The following is a 24806-nucleotide window of genomic DNA, read 5'->3' on the forward strand; positions in this document are numbered from 1 at the left end:
ATGCTCCAAGTGCGAAGCGAAACCTCACGACGATTGCTTCGCCGTCTCGTCGCCGCTCTCGCCTTGCTCGTTTGCCTGCTCCGTTCGTCGTCGCCGGCGCTGGCCGGAGGTGGCCCGGAAAACGTGCTGCTCGTCGTCAACGAGCGCAGCTGGTCGTCGCTCACGATCGCGAACCACTACATTCGGAATCGCAAGATCCCGCCGCAAAACGTCTTCTATCTGAATTGGACGGACGACAACGAGCGGATCGACGCCGCCACGATGCGCGCGAAACTACTCGGGCCGATCCTCGCCGAGATCGAGCGCCGCCGCCTTACCGACCACATCGACTACGTCGTCTACTCCAGCGACTTCCCGACCCTCATCGATTGCTCCGCCGATGTCGCGCCGGGCACGAAGGTTCCGCCGGTGCTTACGCCGCAAGCCTCGCTCACGGGCGTGACGTTTCTGCATCAGAAGTTCATGGCGCAAAAGCCGGAGTATTTGCTGTTCACGTCGAACGGATATTTTCGCCCGGCGACTGCGACCGACGCCCCCGCCACGCACGGCTTCCGTTCGTGGTACGGCTGGGACGCCGGACACCGACTGCTCGAAGCCGGTGGCGAGCACTACTTACTTGCGGCGATGCTCGGCGTTACCGCCGGTCGCGGCAATTCGACGGACGAAGTGGTACAGATGCTCGCCCGCAGCGCCGAGGCCGACTATTCGCGACCGACCGGCACGATCTACTTCGCCGAGAATTCCGATATCCGCTCGAAGACGCGGCTCCCGCTGTTTGCGAAAGCCGGCGCGGAGATTCGTCGCGAAGGGGTCGCAGCGGAAATCTTTTCAGGCATCGCGCCGACGAACAAAGCCGACGTAGCCGGCGCGATGCTCGGCAGCCCCGACTTTTCCTTGCGCGAGACACGGAGCAAACTCCTACCCGGCGCGATCGGCGAACACCTCACTAGTCACGGCGGCATGCTGAACGAAGGAGCGGGACAGACGCCGATCTCCGAATGGGTCCGCGCCGGCTCGGCTCTCACTTCCGGCGCGGTATGGGAACCGTATGCCGTGCCGCAGAAATTCCCTTCGGCATACATGCATCTGCACTACGTGCGCGGCTGCTCGGCCGGCGAGGCCTATTATCAATCGATCTCCGGCCCTTACCAAATGCTCGTCCTCGGCGATCCGCTTTGTCGACCTTGGGCGCGCCGCGCAACGATCGAAGTCGCGGGCCTGGATTCGACCAAGCCGGCGAGCGGACAGGTCACGCTCGTACCGACAGCGAAGTTCGACGATGGGGACGAAGCCTCGGCATTCGAGCTTTACATCGACGGCATGCTGTTCGGTGCGACTCGGCCGGGAGGAACCTTCACGTTCGACTCGCGCACGCTCGCCGATGGTCGGCATGAGCTGCGGATCATGGCGATCGGCTCCGAGACGATCGAAACGCGGAGCGGCATCGTCGTGCCGCTGGACGTCGTCAACCACGACGGCAAGCTCGCGTTGAAGCGTGTCGGCATCGGCACGGTTCGGTGGGGAGAACGACTCGAAATCGAAATCGAAAACAGCGGATTCGTCGCTCCCGCGAGCATCGTCGTCGCGCAAGGAAGCCGGCTGATCGCGCAATTCATCGACGCGACGTCGCGCAGAATCCGTCTCGATCCGCGGCTGCTCGGCTCAGGGCCCGTCACGTTGCAGGCGTACGCCGTTTCGCAAGCCGGGCCCATCGCGAGCTTCGTTTCTCCGCCGCTTGAGTTGGAGATCGAAGGCAATGAGCCGTTGCCGAAGTTTCCCTTCTCGGGCGAAGAAAAGCTGGAGTCGGGAGCGGCGCTCACGCGCGGCGAGAAGCCCGCGACCGTGATCACGTCGGCGACGTTCGACGATTGCTTGCGCGAAGCGGGAGTCGATCCGGGAGAGAAATTCACGATCGATGGGTTCTTCGAGGTCGAAGAAGACGGAACTTATCAATTCCACGTTCGCCACGGCATGCGCCTCAGCCTGGCGGTCGACGATCGCCCGCTGTACGGAACGGACGCCAAGCACGCGACGCTCGACAATGTTCCGGTCGCGCTTAAAGCGGGCCGACACAAGCTGCAACTGCGCGGCACCGCCGGCGGCGACTTACGGTTGGATATCCGCTTCGGGCTGCGCGGCGTGCAGCGCATGCAGCCGAGCGCGCTGAAACACGCCGCTTCTTAGGCGATCCATTCAGGAATCACATGGCCGCCGACTCCGGTGAGCCGCGCGTCGAGCCCTTGGTTGCGAACCGTGAGCTTGAGATGATCCATGCCGAACAGCGCCAGGAGCGTGGCATGGAAATCGTTGACGTGCACCGGCTTCTCCGTGATCGACCAACCGAGCTCGTCGGTCGCTCCGTAGGTCAGCCCCCCCTTCACGCCTCCGCCGGCCATCCACAAGCTATAGGCCGACGGATGATGATCGCGCCCGGTGATGCCACCCGAGGCGACGCGATTCTCGCCGAGCGGAGTTCGCCCGAACTCGCCGGCGAAGACGACGAGCGTGTCGTCGAGGAGCCCTCGCTGCTTCAAGTCTTTCAACAGCGCGGCGACCGGTTGATCGGCCATGCCGCAGTTGTGGCCGAGCTCGGCATCGAGGTTCGAGTGGTGGTCCCAAGAGGCGTGGAACAAGCTGACGAAGCGGACGCCCCGCTCGATCAAGCGCCGCGCGAGCAAACAGTTGGTGGAGAATTGCTTGTACTGACCGGGCCCTCCGCCGCGGCTGGCTTTCAGTTCCGGCTCGTTGCGATCGATGCCGTAGGCGTCGAGCGTGGCTTGCGTCTCGTCGGAAAGATCGATCAATTCCGGCGCCGCAGATTGCATCCGGAATGCGAGCTCGTAGCTGGCGATGCGGCTCGCGATTTCCGGATCGTGGATCTCGCGAAACCGCTCGGCGTTGAGGTCGCGCATCACGTCGAGCCCTTGCCGCTGCAATGCAGGGGGCAAGCCGGCGGGATTCGTCAGGTTTAAGACCGGCTCCCCTTGATTGCGGAACAGCACGCCCGCATACATCGAGGGAAGAAACCCGCTGGCCCAGAGCGAGGCGCCGCCGCTCGTGCCGCGACCGGCCGAGAGGACGACGTAGCCGGGAAGATTCTGCGACTCGCTACCGAGACCGTAAGTCATCCACGAGCCGATCGTCGGCAAACCGAAAAACGGCCGGCCGGCCAACAGCGACAACTGCGCCGGATGATGGTTGAACTGATCGGTGTGCATCGAGCGGACCATCAGAATGTCGTCGGCGCAGGTGGCGATGTGCGGCATGAAGTCGCTGAACTCCATGCCCGACGCACCATGCTTGGTAAACTTCCGATTCGACCCGAGCAGCACGGCCGATTCTTTTTTGATGAACGCGAAGCGGACGTTCTTCGTCAACGACTCGGGCAACGCCTTGCCGTTGAGCTCGTTGAGCTTCGGCTTCGGATCGTAAAGATCGATCTGGCTCGGAGCCCCTTCGAGAAAGATGAAGATGCACTGCTTCGCCTTCGCGGGAAAATGCGACGTCTTCGGCGCAAGCGGGTCGGGCGGAGCGCCGGCGTTTCCTTTTTCCGGCGATTTCGCGAGGCTCTTGCCCGCGGTGAAACCGTCGCCTGCCATCAGGCCGGCGAGCGCCGCCATGCCCAGGCCGTAGCCGGACTGACCGAGAAACCGCCGCCGCGATTCCCCTTGCACGTGGGCGCGCAGCAGGTCGCCGTCGAGCGATCGATCTGCGCGCGGCGCACCCGCGCGCAAACGCGCAAAGAACTCACGGTCTTCCGGGCACTCATGCATGGGACTATTCCCGAGTAATGAATTCGTCGAGGTTCAGGAGCACGCGGACGGTCGCGGTCCAGGCCGCCGCTTCCGTCGCCGAAATCTTCGCATCGGCGAAACGCCCGTTCATCTTCACCGCTTCTTGCGGGGCGGCTTGATAATACGAGCGGGCATCATCGAGCAGGCCTTGCAAGCGATCGAGCTCGTCGGCTTCGGGGGGGCGCGCCAAGCAGAGCCGCATCGCTTGTGCGAGTCGCGCACGATCGTCGACCTTAGCCGCAGCCGACTTCCCTTTCGAAGCGTCGGCTGCCGGGCCGGCGTCGTTCGCCAGCAGCCGCTTCGCCATCGCTTGCGATGCTTCGACGAAGCTATCGTTGTTCAACAGCGCGAGCGCTTGCAGGGGCGTATTCGAGACCGTTCGATTGACGCAGGTCGTGTTCGCGTCCGGGCAGTCGAAGGTCATCAACGTCGGGTGCGGGACCGTCCGTTTGAAGAACGTATACATGCCGCGGCGATAGCGATCGTCGCCGGTGCTGTCGGTCCAACTGAAACTATTGGCGTAACTCAGCTTCGCCAAATCGGCGGGCATCGGCGGAAACACGCTCGGTCCGCCGATCTTCGCGTTCAGCAATCCGCCGGCGCTCAGCGCCAAATCGCGCACGATCTCACCTTCGACACGGAGCCGATTTTGTCGCGACAACAGCGTGTTTTGCGGATCGGTGTCGACCAGCTCGGGCCGGTGCGTCGAGGCTTGCCGGTACGTGGCCGACATGAGAATCACCTTCAAGAAACTCTTCAACGACCACGGCTTCGCGGAACGATTCACCATCCCGGCGCCGCTGCCCGAGCGAAGCTCCACGGCGAGCCAATCGAGTAGTTCCGGATGCGACGGCACATCGCCCCGCACGCCGAAGTCGTTTACCGTGCGAACGATGCCGACGCCGAACAGCCGAGCCCAAATCTGATTGGCGACGACGCGCGGCGTGAGATGATTTTCGTTGCTCACCAGCCAGCGGGCGAGATCGAGTCGGGAGTAAGGCTTGCCGTCGGCTTTCGGCTTCGGCAACACATGCAACAGGTTCGAGCGCACCTCTTCGGTCGGCGAAAGGAAGTCTCCCCGCTCGAAGCGAAACGTCTTGCGATCGTGCAGCGGGGTCGCGATCGTGCGTACCGGCAGCATCTCCACCTTCGACTCCGTCAGCACCGCTTCGATCTGCGCTTGCAGAGTGCGGACCTTCTCATCTTGATCCGCATAGTGATCGAACAGCGTTTCCTTCATCTTCGCGACGCGCTTCTCGGGATACATCTTCAGCGCCGTAGCGACATCGAACGGGATGTGCAGTTCCGCGGCATCGCCCGTCAGCGCTTGCAACCGGAAGCGGCCGAGCGTGCGACTTTCGCCGTACGACTGTTCGAGCTCGATCGCGACCCGCTCGCCGGCGGCCAGCGTCAGGGGAGCCATGAACCGCACCTGGAGGTAGTGCGTGTTTTTGAACTTCGGCCCGAGATGCCAGCCTTTCTTCTTATCCTTGTCCGCTTGCTTAGCCTTGTCCGTTTTCTTAACGGCAGTCGTGCCGAGTACGTCGGCCGCGAAGAAGCCTGCGTCGATCGCGTCGGCCGTGGCCCGTTGCAGCGTCAGCGGGCGGAGTTTCTTTCCTGACGCATCAATGATCTCGGCCCGAACGCCGGTGACGACGAAGCCGCCGTCGACCGAGAGGCCGGCTCCCTTGGCCGGCAGTTCCGGGTCGGGAATCGCATCCAAGCGCAGGCCGGTAAGCCCCGCGAGTTTCGACTCGAAAGTGAGCGTGTAGCTGTCGGTCGACGGCGCTGCGGTCTTAGGCAACTCGGCGCGATACGATCCGTCTTTCTGTTTGGCAAACTTCAAGCCGCTCGTTGCTTTTACGTTCGCGACCTCCAGCGGCTCGACCTTGAGCGGCGTATTCGGCAGCGCCATGATAAGCTTGCGTTGCTCGTCTTCCCACTTCAGCTCCGCCGGCGCGATCTCTCGCTTCCGCGCTGCGAGCGATTCTTCCAACGGGATCAACTTTCGCTCGAGCGCCGCGAGATCGCTGCGTTGCATCGGGAGCTTCGTGAGCGCTTCGTCGGCGCCGTTGAAGAACGCGAACATCTGATAGTATTCGGTTTGCGAGATTTCGTCGTACTTGTGGTTATGGCACTTCGCGCAGCCGAGCGTGAGCCCGAGCCAAACGGTGCCCAGCGTGTCGGTTCGATCGAACACGGCGTTAATGCGATACTCTTCTTGGTCGACGCCCCCTTCTTCGTTGGTGAGCGTTTGGCGATTGAACGCCGTGGCGATCTTTTGGCTCGTCGTGGCTTTCGGCAGCAAGTCGCCGGCAAGTTGTTCGATCGTGAACCGGTCGAACGGCACGTCGTCGTTCATCGCGCGAATGACCCAATCGCGATAGACATACGCGTCGGGCCGAGCGCGGTCTTTCTCGTAGCCGTCGCTATCGGCATAACGGGCCATGTCGAGCCAATGCCTACCCCAACGCTCGCCGAAGTGAGGCGACGCGAGCAGCCGGTCGACGAGCCCCTCATAAGCCGCCGACGATTTATCCGCCACGAACGCCTCGACCTCTTCCGGCTTCGGCAGGAGTCCTAACAAGTCGAAGTAGAGCCGTTTGATCTGGACCGTGCGCTCGGCTTCGGGCGACGGACGGATCCCCTTCGCTGCGAGCTTCGCCGCAACGAACGCATCGAGCGGACTGCGAATCGCCGCCGCTGCGGCGACCTGCGGCACGGCCGGCGCAACCAGCGGTCGATAGGCCCAATGCGTTTGATATTCGGCCCCTTCGGCGATCCAGCGCCGGAGCTTGGCGATCTCCGTTGCCGAAAGCGATTTGCCTTCCGGCGGCATGCGCACGTCTTGGTCGTGGCTGGCGACGCGCCGCAGGAGTTCGCCGGCCTCGGGCTTCCCGGCGACGATGCTTACCGCACCGCTTGCGAGTTTGTCGAGCGCCGATTTACGGTCGGTCAGGTTCAAGCCGGCCTCGGCCTTATCGGGTCCGTGGCAGCGAATGCAATGCTCGGCCAACAGCGGCTTGATGTCGCGCGAGAACTCGACGGGCGGTTCGCTCGGCTTCGCTTTTTCCTGGGAGCGACTTACGGCTAGCTCGACGGCCGAGGAGCGCGAGAGCAGCAATGCCGCATCTTGTTCGACGACGAGCGCCACGCTCGCAGCGCAGCCGACCACGATCCATGCGCCGACGACGATACGCAGCCGATAAGGCATCTGCGGAACTCCTAAGGAGGCGGGAATACCGGAGGGTCAGCCACCGCCGAAAAGGAAGGCGGGAACGAAGGTCGATCGTGGCGGTGCAGGAGTGCTAGGCCGGTGAATTCATTTTGCGGTCGACGAGCCCGAACGTCAAGCAGAGATTGCCGTGCCGATTTCCCTCGGCGGCTCACTCCGCTCCGGGAAATTTGTGATATAAAGCCCGCTTCGGAGCCGTTTTTCGCGCCCACAGGAATACGCCATGTCCGACTCGCTTCGCACGCGCATTTTCGACGCCCTCGATTCGCTCACGATCGTCGATCCCCATACGCACATCAATGCCCACTCGCCGGCTTCGACGACGCTCGTCGATATTCTCGGCTACCACTACTACACCGAGCTCGCGCACTCGGCCGGCATGCCGAAAGCAGCGATCGAAGAGCCGGGCCTCGACCCGAAGGAGAAGACGCGAAGAATCATCGAGAACCTCGCGCCGCTCGACAACACGATTCAATACAGTTGGTTCATCGAGATCGCGCAGAAATTCTTCGGGTTCGCCGACGACCGCGTGACGCCGGACAACTGGGAGCAGCTATACGACACGGCCGCCAAGAAGATGCAAGCCGGCGATTGGTCGCAACAGGTGCTGAAGCAAAGCAAGCTCGAAGCGGTATTTCTAACGAACGACTTCGACGACCCGCTCGCAGGGTTCGACACGCAGACCTATGTGCCGTGCCTGCGAACCGATGATTTGGTATTTCATCTCGGCAAGCCGGAGGTGCGCGCGCGGCTTGAGAAGGCGACCCAAAGTGCGATCGGCTCGGCGGCGCAGCTTCGTGCGGCGATCGGCTTGTTGTTCCGACATTTCAAAGCGCGCGGCGCGCGGGCCTGCGCGATTTCGCTTCCTCCGGACTTCGCGCCGACGAAAGTCGCAGCGGCGACCGCCGATCTCGCCTTGCAGGCAGTTCTCAAAGACGGCGTGAATGCCGATGCCGCGCGACGGCGCGACCTGTCGAACTTCGTCTTTTGGACGCTGGCCGAATACTGCGTCGAGTTCAAGCTGCCGTTCGATCTGATGATCGGTGTGAATCGGGCCGTGTATCCCGGCGGCGTGTTTCAGGGGATGGACTTGTACGACAGTCGGGTTTCGCTGATTCAATACAAAGAGCTGTTCAATGCCTTCCCGGCGGTGATGTTTCCGATCTCGGTGTTGGCGAGCGTCACGAATCAAGAACTGGTCAGCTACGCTTGGATTTTTCCGAACGTCGCGATCAACGGCCACTGGTGGTACTCGAACACGCCGACCTACATCGAGCACGACGCCGCGGCGCGGCTCGAAGCGGTGCCGCGCACGAAGAACGTCGGCTACTACAGCGACATGTATAAGCTGGAATTCGCGCTGCCGAAGTTCGCGATGTATAAGCGGATCTTGGCGAAGATCTTGGCCGAGCGCTACGTGGTCGATCGAAATTGGAGCGAAGAGCGCGCGATCGCGCTCGGCACGGAAGTGCTGCGAGACAATACGCGGCGGATCTTTTATCGCGACTAAGTGCGATTCGATTCGCTGCCGCGCGCATTAACGTAGCAGGCACGTTCCACGTGCCGTAGCCACATGCGCCATTCGAGCGCGACGCACGATCGCGACACGTTCAGCTCCGTTCAATAGCCCCGAATGCATATCCGGGGCCGCAGCGTGATGATCGTTCCGTATCGTTCGTGGCGGACGGCACGTGGAACGTGCCTGCTACGTTGAAGACTTGGCCCAATTCTTCGCGTTGAATCTCACCGCGTGTCGTGCGATGTTGAGTCGTGTGAGGAGACGCGACTCCGACCTCCGGTAGGTTTCGACGCGTTGCAATAAAATGCGACGACGAATCGCGATGGGGAATTTTTAGCTTCGGCTGCGCCGCTTGTCGCCGCCGGGGCTGGAACGAATCGAGCGCTAAACTCGGTCCCTTGCGACGATGGTCGATCGCGCGATTGCCGAAAACGAACGTTCGATGTCTTCTTCCGGCTTGCGGTGCGTAAGAAATTATGCCTCGCGATCCTCGGTCGTCGTGCGTTCAGGCGAGACGCACGACGACAACCAACGAGGATCGAAACTTGCACGATGGTCTTTGCGAGGTTGCAACATCGCAGAGAACGCTTCGTCGCTATGGGCGTCGTCCGGTGCGTCGTCGCCTGAGCCAGTCTTGCTTCAAATGAAGCAAGCCGGTTCGGGCGGAATGCTCTGCGCAGAGAATCGTTTGACAAGATGCCCCAGCCCGCTCGGGCGACGACGCACGAATGTTTTTCAAGTCGCAAGCCGGCGCGATTATGGCTGTGCTTTGTTTAAGTAGCAGGCACGTTCCACGTGCCGTCCGCCACAGTTGATACGGAACGATCGTTGCGGTGCGGCCCCGGATATACATCCGGGGCTATTGAACGGAGACTGCGTGCGTCGCGATGCTGCAATTAGCTTTAGCGATGCACGTGGCTACGGCACGTGGAACGTGCCTGCTACTTTAGCGAGCTAAGACGCCGTTGCGGCCGAAGCGGTAGGTCATGCCGAGGCCGACCCAATAGCTTTGCACTTTCACCGAGGTGTACTGCCCCGTCGAGCCCGACTCGGGGAGCATGCCGCCGGCGAAGAGGTCGAGATCGAGGCCCGGCTTCAGGTCGACGATGCCGATGCCGCCCGAGATGCGGTTCTGATTGATCAACGCGAATTGCGATTGCACATACTCGACCGCCGCGATGCCTTGAGCCAGAGTGCCCGGAGGAACGACGCCGCCGACGGCGGCGCCTGTGATCGGCTTCACGGGATTTTGCGCGTAGACGTAGCCGGCTCGGAGCCGCAGCCGGTTGTAACTATACTGCGAGCCGAATTGAAAGACCCATTGATCGCGATAGACCGAGCTGAAGAGGTCGGCCCGTTCCCAATTTTTGTACAAGATATCCATCGCGAGCAGCAGCCTGCCGTCCAGGAGTCGCGTGTTGGCGATGCCGAAACCGACGTTCGACGGGAGCTCCATTTGTACGTTGCGCGTAGTCTGGAAAGTGCCGTCGAACGCTTCAAAGCTGATCGCATTGCGAAAGTTGAAATGCTGCTTCGTTTGCCAATACACGCCGAGCGACGTGGCATCGGTGAGAGCGTAGTTCGCGCCCAAGCCGCCGCGGATGCCGTAGGCTTGCGCCATCGCGCTGTTGCCGACGAACGGCCCGTCGAAGTAACCGGTGCCGAGCGAGAAGTTCGTGCCGAGCGAAAGGCGATCGGTCAGCTTCACGCCGAAGGCCGACGTCATTTCCAAGACCAAGATGCTCGAGCTCGCGCGATTGCTCGCCGGGATGCCACGAAAGTCGACCCCCGCGCCGGCGTTGGAGATGAGCCCGAAACCCATCGTGGCATCGGCGCCGAGCACTTCGAGTTGCCGGCTCAAGCCGATGTTGGCGACGGCGACGCCGGGCGTTTGCGACTTTCCGGAGAACGGCTCGACGTTCGGAACCCGCAGGCTTCCGGTCTGATAGAGATCGTAGGTCGCTTCGGCCCAGCCGCCGCCGAACTGGAATTGCGAGCCTTGGAATTGGGTCAGCGTCGCGGGATTGGCATTCAGGCCGGCGAGCAATTCTTGCGGCCGAGTATTGCCGACGCCTCCCATGCCGCCCGATGCCGGCAGCAGGTTGTTGTGGAGTTCGACGCCGAACGGCTGCGCCTGCGCCGCGCTCGCGACTATGAAGAGCCCGACGACGGCCAAGACGATGCTTCTGAGAGGGTGACGCATGGTGCTTCTCGGTTATGCGGTCGAGCGCCGTCGGGCGCGGGCGCGCTGCGGCGGCGCTGCGACCTGGCCGGCGATACTGCATGCCGCGATCGTGCCGTCGGTACGGTTTTTTCTAGGGACGCCGATTATGAGAATCGACATCGCCGGCCGAAGACGAAAAAAATACCGCGGCGCGGGAACCTTCGGCAGGACCGGAACAGATTAACACCGGTGAGCCGTGAACGACGAAGGCCTTAAGCTTATGCACTCATCAAATCTTCGGCACGGTAAACGGCCGAACCGGCACGCCGCCGCCGGTACTCGGAGGCGGGTTCGGGTTGTAATACGTCGGCACCAGGTCGACGCCGAAGCCCCGTTTCAATTCGAAGTCGGCCCGAGTCGCCCAGGGAGTTCCCGCGTATTCGACCATGATCGCTTTGAGCATCGCGGTCGATTCCTCGACGAGCGGCTTCGTGGTCTTGTCCGCTACGGTCTTGCCCCGTTCGTTCATTTGCCAGCCGCCGTGCGCCTTGCTCGGCGTGGCCGGATCGACGGCCTTCGGGTTCGTTCGAAACAGCGTGAGGTACGCCCCATACTCGAAGACGCGCGCCTTATAGGCGATGAGTTGCGCGAGGATCAAATCGTAGTGGGCTCGCCACCGGGGCGACTTTTCCCGATCGCGAAACTTCCGCGCGTCGCGCAGCGCCTTTTCGGCGATATTCAGATACTCGACGTAGCGTTGGGCCTTGGCGAGTTCCACGTCGACTTCTCTGGCGAATGCCGCGCGATCGGCGCTGAAGCCTTGCCGGAGGTTGATGTGCTGCGCGATCTCCGGACGATACGGATTCAAGTCGTTGATGACGCGCCAGATGATGGCGTGGACCGGCGCATACTCGCGATCCTTCGCATAGGCATCGCGGCTGCGGAGGTCGGGCAAGTAAGGGCGCATCTGCTCGAAGTCGAAGACCGTGGTGTCGCGACGAAACACGGCCGCTTCCGGCGTAGGAAGCATCATGAACATGCCTCCGGTTTCTCGCGCCATGCGCACTTGCTCGTACGGCCCGAAGCCGCTCGGATGGGCATCGGTACGTTTGTTGAAACCTTCGGTTTGCAGCATCTCGACGAACGGCGTTTCCGGGCCTCGTTCGACCGGCACGACGAAGTTGCGCGTGATGGATCCGCCGCCGACCGCGGGAATGGTGACGGGCCAGTTCATGTGGGCGTAGGGATAACCGAACACCGCTTCGCGTCCGAGCACGTAGACCGAGGCTTTGGCATCCTTACAGACCGCGATCGCCGGTTCGAGCGTGCTGATATTGTCGTTTTGGTTTCCGCTTTCGTCGGTCACGAGCACGACCATCATCTGCCGACCACCGCCGACATTCGCAAACTGACGGAACCCGGCGACGGCCCTGCCGATCGCGGTGCAGGTGAACTCTTCGCCCGATTCATCGACCGGCACGGCATCGATCGCCTTGCGAATGTCTTCCATCAGGTTCGTCGGGCGTTGGGTATGGACGGCGAAATCCTTCCCGAAACTGACGACGCCGGTCAAGAGCGAGTCCCCTTTTACGGTCGAAGACAGTCCGAGCTCGGTGTACACCTTCTCCAGGCGTTCGCGGATATCCTTTTGATCGTCTTTCATCGAGAGAGATTGGTCGAAGACCCACACGACGAGGACCTTGCTGCGCGCCAAGCGATTGAGAATTTCTTGCGTGAGCAGGTCCATCGCTTCGCCGTATCCTTCGACCGTAGTGAGCGCTTCGCCGAGCGTACCTTGCGGCACCGCGGAGGCGAAGCTCGCACCGGTCGTCGTGAACACGTTCGCGGCTCCGACATCGACCTTCACCGACGTCATCCGATCGACCACCTTGGTATTCAACTTCGGCGGCGCGATGGCGGTCGCGAGGGTCACGCCTTGAATACCACCGCCGGCGGTCGCAGGCGAGGAAGCGGCATTAAGTTGGGTCGCCGGCTTGAGATCGGTTTGCAGACGCTGAACCACTTCCTCGATCGGCCGCTCGTTCACCGTGGCTTCGATGATCTTGATTTCCGGACGATTGATTCCCGGCGTCATCATCAGGCCGAGGAAAATGAGCAGGAGCAAGTGAAACACGGTCGACGATGCCGCGGCCGCGAAGCCGTGCAGCAACGTCCGGCTCACTTGTGCTCCCGGCGCTTCGCGAGCCGCGTCGTCGGCCGGAGCTTGCTCTTGCGCGGCGGCCTCGGCTTGCGCCGGAGCAGCAGGCTGCTGCGCGGGGGCCAGTTGCGGGGCAGTTTGTTGCGGTGCGGCTTGTTGCGCGGGTGCTTGACGCGCCGCTACATGCGGCGGCATAGGAGGGAGCGGCGGCGGAAGCGGCGCGGACTCTTCGACGACGTCGGCCGTGTACAAAGTCGGCGTGTAGATCTCGTCGCTCGGGGAGGACGGAGTTTGGCCGCCGGCGGCAGGCTGAGCCGTGCCGACGATCTCGGCCTTGAGCGTCGAACCGCTCCAGGTTTCAAGAGGCATCGAATCGCTACTCACGATTAGTCCCTCATCGCAGTGCGAACTTGCAGCGCCGTTCGCGATAGATTTCGATCGTTTGGTTCCGGTCAAACGACAGCGAATTACTATAATCGAAAATTAAGAGTAACACCTATGCCGGCGACAAAAAATGCGTTCCGGACCGGAACGCCGGCGACAGGTAAACGGCCTCGGACGGGCAACGGTCCGGCCGGGCGAGAGGCCCCGATTCGGGCCGAAAATGCGGTGCCTATGGCCGAAACCTCGCTAACTCTCGGCCTGCCGGGCATGAAAGCCTACGGAAGCGGCCGAGCGTTTACGCGACCGGCCCGAGAGACCTTCGGCGATTAGCGAAAGTCGATCTCGGCAGCATCGAGCGGGCTCTTTGCTTTCTTCGCGACGACGACTTTCTCCCGGTTCGGCGCTTGCGCGCCCGCCAGGATCGTCTCGCGAATCAGGCGCGGATGCGCATCCGGAGTCAGCGGCTCGAAGTTCCAGACGTAGTACGTGTGTCGATCGGAACTATACACGCCGACCGTGACGGGATACTGGGTTTCATCGGTGAAGCGATAGTGTCGCGTCATCGATTCCTTCCAAACTTCCAACGCTTTCTGAGCCAACGGTACGGTATAACTCCCGAAGGCTACCATCCGGAGCGGAGTGCCGGGCCGAATCGCGTCCAAGCGATTCTCCACGGCCGATTCTCCGATCGAGGTGTAATCGAACCGCTTATCGTAGATGGCCCGCAAGCAGTCGAAGGTAAAGGTGTGATTGTCGCCGGCCAGATCGACTCCGAGATCTTCGATGGCGACGAGCGGACCTCCCGCGTTGGCTTCGCTCCAAAACCATTCGGCAAACGAGCGGTGTAAATAGTCTTCACGAAATTTGAAGGGGTGGACGATGCTGAACACCCCCTGCCCGACTCCCAATACCGCAAGCGCGACCAGCACGCCGGTCGCGTTGCGCATACGATGCTTCTCGCTCCGAATCGCAGCGATCGAAACCGCGATCCCTTGCCCGAACAACACACACACGAAGGGAGCCCAGTATTGCTGCAACCGTTCGCCGGCGGCATAGGGATAACGATGCAAGACTGCGGCGATGAAGCCCAATGCCATGGTCCCCAGAGCGATGCCGACGAAGAGGCGGCCGACTTTCGTTTCGTCGTTGCGGCGCCAAAGCGAGACGCCGCCGATCGTGCAGAGCACGGCTTGCACGATCGAGCCTCCGTCTTGTCCGCCGAGCGGATAAGCGAGCGCCTCGCCCGTATGCGTACGGACGAGCCACACGAAGAATTGCCAAGGTTGCGTCCACGACGGAGGAAAGCCCTCCGCCCAAAAAAACTGCATACTTTCGCCGACTCCGTTTCCCGTCGCCGACGAGATTCCGATGAACAGGCCGAACGCCGCGAGCAGCGCCACGTTGTATGCGATAAACGCCGTGACGATCTCGCGGTCGCGACGACGCCACACCTCCGAAACCAAGGCCAAACTGATTCCGCCGGCGACGAACACCGCAGTGAAGGACAGCGCCTGCGCCACGACGACGCACGGAGCCAGGAACCACAACAGGCGCGCACGTTGCGAATCGTTCCACCAACTCAAGGCGGGATACAACAGCAACGCGGCCGCGAGCAAATCCGAAGCATAAGGCTTCACTTCGGCGGAGTGGCGAATCGGAAAGTGAGACACGGCCAACACGGCGACCGCGAAGACCAAAGCCCATCCCTGCACGACGCGGCCGGCAACGTAGCGAAACAAGACGAGGCCGCCGATCCCCGCGACGAGCGAAAAGGCTCGCAACGAGTATTCAGAAACCCCGAAGAGTTGGATCGCGGCCCGTTCGATCCAGAGATACGAGAGAGGTGCGACTTGCGTGAGCCCGAGCGGCCGCATCAAGTCGAGATAGCCGCGCTGAATGAGATTAGACGTTAATAAAGCTTCGTCTCCCCAGAGCGGAAACGGAACTAAGAACTTGAGCAAACGAAGCCCGATGCCGAGCGCGAGAAAGCAAAGCAACAGTCGCCGGAGCGTAACCCAGGAGCGAGGTTCGTCATGAACCGGCAACTCGAAACTCGCATTGCGAACCAGGCCTTGGTGGGCGATCGAATTCATGGCGCAGCGGTCCGAAGAATCAAGGAAGTTGCTCGTAGCCGGCGAGCACGCAACCTGGGGGCATGCCGGCACCTTGAGGGCGGCAGACTATATCGCCGAATCGAGGCCGCAAAAAGATCAATCGCAGTCGATCTCGAAGCCTCTCGAAGCGGCTCGAAGCCTTTCAACGGCGAAGCGCGCGATGACAGCACGCCCAGCGGCGCGCCATCGAAGAAGCGGAAGCGCATTGCGAGAACAAACCGATTGCCGGCAGCGCAACGCATCGTGGCCGCACGTGAATCAGCGAGAGCCGAGTTGCCGGCTACGCGTTACTTCTTCTTGGCTTTCGTTTTCTTCGCCGGCTTCTCGTCGGCAGCGGGAGCCGCGTTGGAAACGGGGCCCAACAGCCGAACTTGGGTCTGCGAAGCGCCCCACCAATCTTGCGGCCTTCCCTTCGGAAACTTTTCCAAAAGATAGGAGAACCGACATTGGTTGTGCGGGTCGACGAACGCGCTCCGCGCTACCAGCAGCACATCTTGCGGGTGCGGCAAGAAGCAATTATGCGCCCACTCCGAACGAGCCGTGAGGAACTCGAATCGGTCGCCGTTCTTCAGCGACTCGATCGTCACGACTTGATTCACCATTCGCATAGCGCATGTCCTTAATCTGCTAAGACCGTTGAACTCGAACGGAGTGCTGCCCTCAGCACAGCCGCTGGGAAACGGCGCCGCTTCGTCACTGATGGGGAGCAGGAAGCGGTCCTGGCGCAGTCCCTTTCGCCGGATCGCTTCCCTCCATCTTACACGCACGGAGCACCTTTTACAGCGCTTGCGATTTCACGAATATCGCTACTGCGGTTCTCGAAGCACATCGAAAGAGTATTCAAGAAGCATTGCGCTACAGCGAGCGCCGACCATAAACCAACGAGGAAGCACTGCTCAAACTCTATTTAATTGCCAAGCGCAGACCGGTCTGATATCGATAATAGCCGATCGGTGTTCCGCCTTGTTGATCGCCTTTCCCGCCTCCGCGTCTCCGCTCGCTCGTTCCTGCCGTAGAAGTCGCAGCCCTTGGTTTCTTATTGAGGGACGTTCCCATGACGATGTTGCGCATGCTCGGTAGTCCGCGCCGTTGTTGCGACGGCGTCACACGGCGCGAAACTTTGGCCGCCGGCGCGCTGACGTTCTTAGGCGGTTCCTTCAACCTGCCGAGCTTGCTGGCCGCCGAACGATCCGGCGCGCTGCGCGCTCCGAAAGCCAAAAACGTCATCGTGCTCTATCTGCTCGGCGGGGCCGCCACGCAGGACATGTACGACCTGAAGCTCAACGCACCGTCGGAAGTGAAAAGCGAGTTTCAACCGATCGCCACCGACGTGCCGGGAATTCAAATCTGCGAACACCTGCCGCGCACGGCGAAGTGGATGCATCGCACCGCGCTCATCCGGTCGCTCAACCACAACGGCGGTTGCCACAACTGCCTGCCGAGCTACACGGGCCACGAAGCGACGATGCCCGACCAAAACCCGCGGGCCAGCGATCCGCCGAGCATGGGTTCCGTTTGCGAATTTCTCGACGGCCGCACCGACCCCAACGGAGTGCCGTCGTATGTCTACATGCCGAACTGGCTCGGCTGGGGTCAGAACTTTCGCCGCGCCGGCCCTTACGGCGGCTTCCTCGGCAAGCGCTACGACGCCTTCACGACCGAATGCGAACCGAAGATCGATGCCGGCGAGAGTCCGCTTCCCGGCAAACCTTCGATGGTGCGGGGCGTGCCGATGTTGCCCAACAGCGCGCTGCCGACCGAAATCACGATCGATCGCTTCAACCTTCGCAAAGACCTGCTGCGCCAAATCGACGAAGAACACCGACGGCTCGAGAAGTCGGGTGAGGCCGAGCGCTATAGCCAAATACAAAAACAAGCGTTCGGCGTACTCGGAGCGTCGAAGTTGTCCGACGCGTTTAATCTCGCGAAGGAGCCGCCGATGCTCGTCGAGCGCTACGGCAACACGCTCTTCGGCAACAGCGCGCTTGTGGCTCGGCGGTTGATCGAGCGCGGCGCACGGTTCGTAAACGTGACGTTCGATCTCTACCACACCACGCCCGGTATGCTCGACTACGATGCCTGGGACACACATCGCAAAAACTTCCCGATTCTGAAAGACAACAAGCTGCCGATCTTCGATCAAGTCTATTCCGCGCTCTTAGAAGACCTGGAGTCGCGCGGGCTGCTCGACGAAACGCTGATCCTCGTCACCAGCGAGATGGGCCGCACGCCGAAGATCAACAACTCCGGCGGGCGCGACCATTGGACCCACTGCTACGGCTCGATGTTCGCCGGCGCGGGCATCAAGGGCGGTACGGTCGTCGGAGCCTCGGACGCAACGGCGGCGTTCGTCAAAGACCGGCCCGTCAGCACTACCGAAGTTTGCGCGACGGTCTACGAGTTGCTCGGAATCGGGCCCGAGACGCGCGTGCCGGATCGCTCCGGCCGGCCGCACTTCGTGACGATGGGTGCGAAACCGATTCACGAGCTCATGGAGTGAACCAGGTTCGAGGTACGATGGAACGCATGCGCGAGAACCTGCGACCACTCACGATCGACGACTTGGACGCCGTCGAACGCATTCAGCGGGAAGCCTATCCTCACTACCATCTGGAAGCGATCGCGGTCTTCGCCGACAAACTGGCACGCTATCCCGCAGGCTGCTGGGCCTACGAGACCGAGGGAAGCGTCAGCGGTTATCTATTCTCGCATCCCGCCTTACTCTCGAACCCACCGAAGCTCGATCGCCTCTTGGAGCCCCAGGTCGAGATACCGGATTGCTACTTCATTCACGACAAAGCGGTGCGGCCGAGCCATCAGGGCCAAGGTGCGGGACGCAAGCTCATCACGACCGCGTTCGCACATGCGGCATCGCTCGGCCACGCGACTCTTGCGTTGGTAGCCGTTCAAAACTCTCGCCCCTACTGGGAGCGCTACGGCTTCAGCGCCGTCTCCGACCTCGAACCGGCCGTAAGCGCAGTCCGAGAATCCTACGGCCCGGCGGCTCACTACTTGGTTCGCCGAAGCTAAATAGAATCTGGCCCGTAGATTTGCTGCGGGCGAGTTCTATTTAGTTCAGATTCTTGTTAACTGAAATCTCAATCGTGTCGAGACGCGGAGAGACGAGAAGCGATTCTAAGACATGAGGGTCCGGCGGTTTCGTGATGTGGTAGTCGAAGCCTGCTTCTTGCGACTTTTTGCGATCGGACTCCTGGCCGTAGCCGGTCAACGCCGCGATGACGATGCCGCTTGAGAGAGGATCGGCCTTAATCGCCCTGGCGACCTCGTAGCCGCTCATGCCCGGCAAACCGATATCGAGGATGATGATTTCGGGTCGAAAGCTTTTCACGACCTCGAGCGCACTCGGTCCGTTAAATACCGTTTGGACGTCATGATCCCACGCCTTGAGCAACGAACTGATCGTGCCCGCCGCGTCGACGTTGTCGTCGACGACTAAGATCTTGCGCTTGGTCGTGCGGGCCTGCTGCAACGAAAGAGACGACTTCGATACCGGGACGGATGTTTGCGAGATCGGCATGTGAACGATGAATTCGCTTCCTTTCCCGATACCTTCGCTCGTCGCGACGACTCTGCCGCCGTGCATTTCCACGATTCGTTTCACGACGGTGAGACCGATGCCCAAGCCTCCCTGCGAACGAGCCAAAGAGGTATCCGCTTGCACGAACAGACTGAAGATCCTGGGGAGCACCTCCGGAGCGATTCCCAGTCCGGTATCTTTGACGCGAATCAAAGCTTCGTCTCCCTGACGCTCGACCGAGAGCCAAACTCGGCTGGGCTTGTCGGTGTATTTCGCGGCATTGACCAGCAGGTTACTCACCACCTGCGCGAGACGAACCGCATCGGCATCGACGACGATCGGTCTCGCCGGCAGGGATAACATCAGCTCGTGCCCGCGCGCATCGATGGCCGGCTGCGTCTCTTCGACGGCCCGCGCGATCACCATCGCCAGCTCCACCGGCTCCTTTTGAAAACTCATCTTTCCGGTCACGATGCGGCTCACGTCCATCAGGTCGTCTACGAGTCGCACCAAGTGAGAAAGCTGCCGTTCCATCAAGGCGGTCGTTTGTTGCAGAGCCGCATCGTTGCTTCCCTGCAACTTCAATAGCTGTAGGCCGTTGCTGATCGGAGCCAACGGGTTTCGCAGTTCGTGAGCCAACATCGCCAAGAATTCGTTCTTTTGACGATCGGCGACTTCCAACGCCGTAACCTTTCGCTTCTCCGTGAGATCGCGGGTGAGCTTCGCGAAGCCGATATGGCGTTGCCGATCGTCGAAGATCGCGGTAATGACGACATTCGCCCAGAACAACGAGCGATCTTTTTTTACGCGCCAGCCCTCATCTTCGACGCTGCCGAATTCCAATGCTTCCTTCAATTCGCCGGCGGGCTTGCCCGCCGCGACGTCTTCGGACGAATAGAAGCACGAGAAATGTCGGCCGATGATCTCGCTCGCCGTGTACCCCTTAATACGATGCGCGCCGGCATTCCAACTCGCGACTTTCCCCTCGCTGTCCAACATGAAGATCGCATAGTCTTTGACTCCATCGACGAGCAAGCGAAAACGCTCTTCGCTCAGCCGTAATTCCTCCTCGGCTTTCTTGCGCTCGGTGAGGTCGCGCGTGATTTTCAAGAATCCGCGAACCGTTCCGTCGGGATCGAGCAGCGCGGAAATCACGACATTCGCCCAAAACCGCGTGCCGTCTTTCCGCAAGCGCCAACCTTCGTCCTCGAAGCGCCCATCGCGAACCGCACGCCTCAGCTCTTCTTCAGGCCAGCGGGTAGCGATCGCCTCGGGCACATAGAACCGAGAAAAATGCGAACCGACGATTTCCTTTTCCTCGTAGCCTTTGATTCGAGCCGCACCGGCATTCCAACTCCTGACGATTCCGCCGGGACTGAGAAGGAAAATCGCATAGTCGCGCACACCTGCTACTAATTGCGCAAAATGCTCTTCCATGTCGCGTAGTTGACCACCGTTCCCGCCTTCGCTTCCGTTCGCCATGGAGTCGCTCCGAGCTGGATGTAAGCTCTAAGCGTAGATGCGCAGCGCGACCGCGTCAAAGAACGGCTCTCGCGCGTGATCGATGATCGCGCAGCAAGAACGATTATCTCTCAGTTCCAAGATCTAGATCTCTTCCCCAAGAACAGGAAGCCGCCACGGATCGACCCACACATGGCGAGAGTCGACATCAAGCGCGACAAGATCTACGCCGGCAGATCGGAAGAAGACCAGGTGATCGCCGACTTCACCGAGGCGATCCTCTCACCTAGTCCGAACGGATCGCGCTAGAGACTTCGTAAGATCGCTCTAAGGTGCCACGATCTCGAAGTGGTAGGAGACGGAGTTCGGGCCGGGAGGCATGCTTCCGCCGGAGATGGAGTTGTTTTCGCCGTAGTGGCGGAACTCGAACACGAGACGATACTTTCCCGGAACGAGGCCGGCGATCGTCTGTTGCGAGACCGTGTTAGTGTCGAACTTTCCGGGGGTGATCTGCTGGCGACCGTTGATCTGGTAGCTCGAAACGCTATAGAGATTGCCGTTTCGCGTTCCGTTCTGCGAAAGGCTGGGGATCGTTTTCGGGCCGTCCAAGCGTTCGATCCACCGGCTGACGAAACCGATGATCGGAAAACGGAACGTCGCATTGGGATCGTTATTCGGCGGCACCATAAATGGTTCCGAATTGAAGTTCACGAGCTCGACTTGGAACGGAAAGCCTCGTCCTTCCGGAATTCTCACCGGCTGATTCGCCGCGGGCTGCACGCCGAGGCACATTTTCATCGCGCTGAAAAGATTGTATCCGGAAACCGTGATCGTCACTTTTTGCTCTTTGCGATCCTTCCCGCGCGTGAGGATGAAATCGACTTCGTAAGGGCCTGCCGAGGTCCCTTCGGGGGCCATGATCGGCACGAACAATTGTCCGTTGTCGGCGCGGATGCCGGTCGGCAAGGCGCGAATGGTTTTCGGCAAGGTTCGGATGACGAGTCGCGTGCCGGTCGGCAAGCCGGTCATGGGGACCGTGCCGATGGAAACGGGCATCGCCAGGCCCGACATGAAAGTGAGTTCCGGATTCAATTGAATCTTCGCCAACGATCCTTCCTCGGAAGGCGGAGCAGGCGAGGCCGCGCTACTCGCAGAAGACGGCAGCGATTGCGGAGTCGTCATCGCAACCGAGGTGCCGGACGTTGGGCTCGGAAATGTGGAAGGCGACGTCGTCGTGGTCGGCGTTGTGGTCGGCATGGTACTCGTCGACGTTTGCGCGACGAGATTCGGCGCGACATCGAGCTCGCGAACGGCGCGAAAGCCGAAGCTTGTCGTGCGGAGAGTGCGGGTCGAGCTGCCGCGCGCGGTGCTGCGACATTGGTAAAGGGGTCCGATGCTCGCGCCCCCTCGCACCACGACCACCGTGCCGGTCGTTGAGGCGACCGGGTTATTGAGCGAAGCCCTGGCGTAGAAGGTTTCGTCGTAGTTGTCTTGGCACCACTCTTGGACGTTGCCGTGCATATCGTAAAGACCGAACGTGTTCGGGTGCTTGATGCCGACCGGTTGCGAGCGAAAGCCCGACGTTCTTCCGTTCCAAACGAAATGATCCATCAAGGCATCGTCGTCACCGAACGAATAGAAGGTCGACGTTCCGGCCCGACAGGCGTATTCCCATTCGGCTTCGGTCGGTAGGCGATAGGTGGTTCGCTCCTGAGTCGAGAGCCAACGGCAATAAGCCAGGGCATCGTTCCAAGTGACTTGCGTGACCGGATGCTCCTCGGTGATCGGAAAGCCCGGGGTCCGCCAATTCTTGCCACGGTTGTTTTCGATGGCTCGTTCGGGATTCGTTTGGCCGGAACTGTTGCCGTAGCCGTCTTGTTCGGCTTCGGTCAGGTAGCGGGTCGCGTCGGCGAAGCGGCGGAACTGACCGACCGTAACTTCGGTGGCTCCCATCGCAATCGGCTTCGCAAATACGACCCGATGCCGAGGCCTTTCCCCCTTCTCGATGCGGGTCAGCGCCGCCGGCGTTGCAGAGGTCATGCTGAGTTGCCGCACGATTTCCGCAACTTGCTCGTCGGTGCTTCCCATGATGAACTCGCCGGGAGGGATGAGCACCATCTTCGCGCCGACGGAGTTCGTCGTCGTAATGCCGACACCAAGGCGCCGCGCCCAGTCTTCTTGCAAGACACGAGCTTGCGACGAGCCGGGGGGCGCGACGTAGGAACTCGGCAACGAACTCCGATCGTAGGGGAAAGCATTCGACGAGCTCGACACGGAAGGCACCGAGGTCGCGACGCCGCTCGGCGAGTTGCTTCCTCCGTTCATTGCCGATGATGTCGAATTAGAGCCGTTCGAAGAGGAAGCAGTCGCGAATTGCGACACTGCGGGCTTCGGTGCGACCACGGCCTTCGTCGTGGGAACGACCGGCACCGCAGCAGGAATTACCGGAGCGGCCGATTGCGGCACCACCGGCACGGGCGCGACGCCCGCTTGGGCTCCGCTCGCGTGTACGATCTCGTTGCCCCCCTTGTCGCGAAGCAGTGCCCACGTTCCGCCGATCAACAAAAGCAGCAAGCCCGCGACTCCGCCGGCGATCAGCGCAAGGGGTTGCTTGCTCACCAGACTTCGGGCGGCCGAAGGGGCATTGGTTGCGGACGTGCGCCCGCGCGGCGCCATGCCGAGGCGCGGATCGGTCTCGACCTCCGCACGAATTTGGCCGACGGTTGGTTCGCGCCCGTTCGATGGCGAATCCGACACGATGACCGGAAAGCCGGAATTCGAGCCCACATCCGACGTCGAACGAACCGAGCTTTGGAAATCGTGTGAAGAGTTTTGGCGTGTCGCCATTCCGGCGACGGCATAGGAGGCCGCGCCTCCGGAACCGCGCAGCGATTCCAACGCGGCGACCAACTCGCCCGCATTTTGAAAGCGATCGGCCGGCTTCTTCGCGACCATCCGCTCGAAGATGTACTGCAAGTCGGCAGGGACGTCGGGACGACGAGCCGAGAGCGACGGAATCGGCGCGGTCATGTGCGCGAGAATCTTCTTCACGACCGAATCGGCGTGATACACATTGTCCTTCGTCAGCAGCCGATAGAGCGAGCAACCGAGACTATAGATGTCGCTCCGGGCATCGGCATCGTGCGTGCTGGCGGCTTGTTCCGGGGCCATGTAGTCGACCGTTCCCATTACTTGGCCGGCGTTCGTGAGTTGATGGTCGGCCGCGTCTCCCGAGTCGTCGAAGCGAGCCAAGCCCATATCGAGAATCTTGACGATCCCCTTCTTATCCAGCAGCAGATTGGCAGGCTTGATGTCGCGATGTACGACTCCTTCACCATGCGCATAAGCCAAGCCGCGCGCCGCTTGCAAGATGCAATCGACCGCTTGATTGATCGGCAGCGGCCCATGCTCTTTGACGATCGCCGAAAGATCGCGACCGTCGACATACTCCATCACCAAATACCAACTGCCTCGCTGCACGCTCGCATCGTGCGATTGAACGATGTTCGGGTGCGCAAGCTTCGCGGCGGCTTTCACCTCGCGTTGAAAACGCTTGATCGCGTTCTCATCTTTGGTGAGCGCCGCGGGCAAGAGCTTGATCGCGACGAGGCGCTCCATGTGCCGATGCTGGCCCTGGAAGACTTGGCCCATGCCTCCGGCGCCGATCTTCGAGAGGAGCACGTAGTCGCCGAGGACGAGCGGCGTGTCGCGACCTGCGAAGATCTCGCCGGCCTGAAACTCGGTGAGCTTTTTGAGCGCAATGAGGCGCTTCGCAAAAGCTTCGCCGTCGTAAGGGCGATCTTGCGGGGCGAACGTCGCCCACACGGCTTTCACTTCTTCCGGCGTCATGACGCCGGACGCAACAACCGCTTTGCCGAATTGCTCGACTGTGATGGCCATGGGCTGGCTCCTAAAGACTAAGGCAGGAGCCGCAGTGTAACCACTCGCAAGAAGGGGTGCCAGTCTTTTTGAAGAGTGGGTGCCTTTTGAAATGGCATCCCGGCGGATGGCATTTCGCGGCAGATTCGTCCAGCAGCGATACCACGATCAGGCGAACCTACGAGCGCGGTTCAAGAGAATCATTAAGCGAGCTGAATTGCAGCCCTGCTGAGCAAGAAGGCCGGCTATCGCTTAGGAGCACCATCTCCGGATCTAAGACGGCGACTATGTCAGAGCCGCGAACGGAGACCGATCGAAAAAACGATACACGAATCGGTACATCGGAATGCCGATGCAAGACGCTGCATCAAGCGCCCCGAATCCGCGAGAAACTCGCGGGAATCGTGCAACACTCACGAACCTAGAGCGCATCCCAAATTGCCGTAGCGCGATCGGCGGGAGTTGAGTAGGCTAGGCGATCACCGGAGGTGATCGATGATTTACTCGAAGGAATTCCGTCGTCAGATTTTGGCGGCGTGCGACTGCGGACAGGGGACGCA

At 61.1% G+C, this 24806-nt stretch carries 12 protein-coding genes; 4 read left to right on the forward strand and 8 right to left on the reverse strand.

Annotated elements, in window-relative coordinates:
• Positions 1 to 2184: a hypothetical protein gene (locus tag K8U03_00545; GenBank protein ID MCE9603372.1), complete on the forward strand. Its 2184-nt coding sequence runs from the start codon at positions 1 to 3 to the stop codon at positions 2182 to 2184.
• Here the strand turns inward: K8U03_00545 and K8U03_00550 are convergent.
• Both K8U03_00550 and K8U03_00555 read right to left on the reverse strand, forming a co-directional pair.
• Complete coding sequence (locus K8U03_00550; GenBank protein ID MCE9603373.1) at positions 2181 to 3773, reverse strand: DUF1501 domain-containing protein; 1593 nt, start codon at positions 3771 to 3773, stop codon at positions 2181 to 2183. The two genes, K8U03_00545 and K8U03_00550, sit on opposite strands and share 4 nt — an antisense overlap.
• A 4-nt stretch (positions 3774 to 3777) precedes the next feature.
• Positions 3778 to 7008, reverse strand: a complete 3231-nt coding sequence (locus tag K8U03_00555) for a PSD1 and planctomycete cytochrome C domain-containing protein (GenBank protein ID MCE9603374.1) — start codon at positions 7006 to 7008, stop codon at positions 3778 to 3780.
• Between the two features lie 244 nt (positions 7009 to 7252).
• On the opposite strand from K8U03_00555, the gene K8U03_00560 reads away from it, so the two are divergent.
• Positions 7253 to 8539 carry a glucuronate isomerase gene (locus K8U03_00560; protein ID MCE9603375.1) on the forward strand — a complete coding sequence of 429 codons (1287 nt, stop codon included), beginning with the start codon at positions 7253 to 7255 and terminating at the stop codon, positions 8537 to 8539.
• A 955-nt stretch (positions 8540 to 9494) separates the two neighbouring features.
• Here K8U03_00560 and K8U03_00565 read toward each other — a convergent pair.
• From K8U03_00565 to K8U03_00580, 4 genes are all read right to left on the reverse strand, one after another.
• On the reverse strand, positions 9495 to 10751 hold the full coding sequence (locus K8U03_00565) for a hypothetical protein (GenBank protein MCE9603376.1): 1257 nt from the start codon (positions 10749 to 10751) through the stop codon (positions 9495 to 9497).
• A 250-nt stretch (positions 10752 to 11001) separates the two neighbouring features.
• On the reverse strand, positions 11002 to 13239 hold the full coding sequence (locus K8U03_00570; GenBank protein MCE9603377.1) for a VWA domain-containing protein: 2238 nt from the start codon (positions 13237 to 13239) through the stop codon (positions 11002 to 11004).
• A gap of 341 nt (positions 13240 to 13580) precedes the next feature.
• Complete coding sequence (locus tag K8U03_00575) at positions 13581 to 15347, reverse strand: glycosyltransferase family 39 protein (protein MCE9603378.1); 1767 nt, start codon at positions 15345 to 15347, stop codon at positions 13581 to 13583.
• Between the two features lie 308 nt (positions 15348 to 15655).
• The gene (locus K8U03_00580) at positions 15656 to 15976 is read right to left on the reverse strand and encodes a hypothetical protein (GenBank protein ID MCE9603379.1); all 321 of its coding nucleotides are present in this window, start codon (positions 15974 to 15976) and stop codon (positions 15656 to 15658) included.
• 446 nt (positions 15977 to 16422) lie between these two features.
• Here K8U03_00580 and K8U03_00585 point away from each other — a divergent pair, with 446 nt between their 5' ends.
• Positions 16423 to 17868, forward strand: coding sequence for a DUF1501 domain-containing protein (locus K8U03_00585; protein MCE9603380.1), 1446 nt, complete (start codon positions 16423 to 16425; stop codon positions 17866 to 17868).
• A gap of 17 nt (positions 17869 to 17885) precedes the next feature.
• Complete coding sequence (locus K8U03_00590; GenBank protein ID MCE9603381.1) at positions 17886 to 18398, forward strand: GNAT family N-acetyltransferase; 513 nt, start codon at positions 17886 to 17888, stop codon at positions 18396 to 18398.
• Between the two features lie 40 nt (positions 18399 to 18438).
• Here the strand turns inward: K8U03_00590 and K8U03_00595 are convergent, their stop codons facing one another.
• Together K8U03_00595 and K8U03_00600 are read right to left on the reverse strand one after the other, a co-directional pair.
• Positions 18439 to 20343 carry a PAS domain S-box protein gene (locus K8U03_00595; GenBank protein MCE9603382.1) on the reverse strand — a complete coding sequence of 635 codons (1905 nt, stop codon included), beginning with the start codon at positions 20341 to 20343 and terminating at the stop codon, positions 18439 to 18441.
• 351 nt (positions 20344 to 20694) lie between these two features.
• The gene (locus tag K8U03_00600) at positions 20695 to 24267 is read right to left on the reverse strand and encodes an SUMF1/EgtB/PvdO family nonheme iron enzyme (GenBank protein ID MCE9603383.1); all 3573 of its coding nucleotides are present in this window, start codon (positions 24265 to 24267) and stop codon (positions 20695 to 20697) included.
• Between the last annotated feature and the right edge of the window lie 539 nt (positions 24268 to 24806).

Source organism: Planctomycetia bacterium, from assembly GCA_021413845.1.
GTDB lineage: Bacteria > Planctomycetota > Planctomycetia > Pirellulales > PNKZ01 > PNKZ01.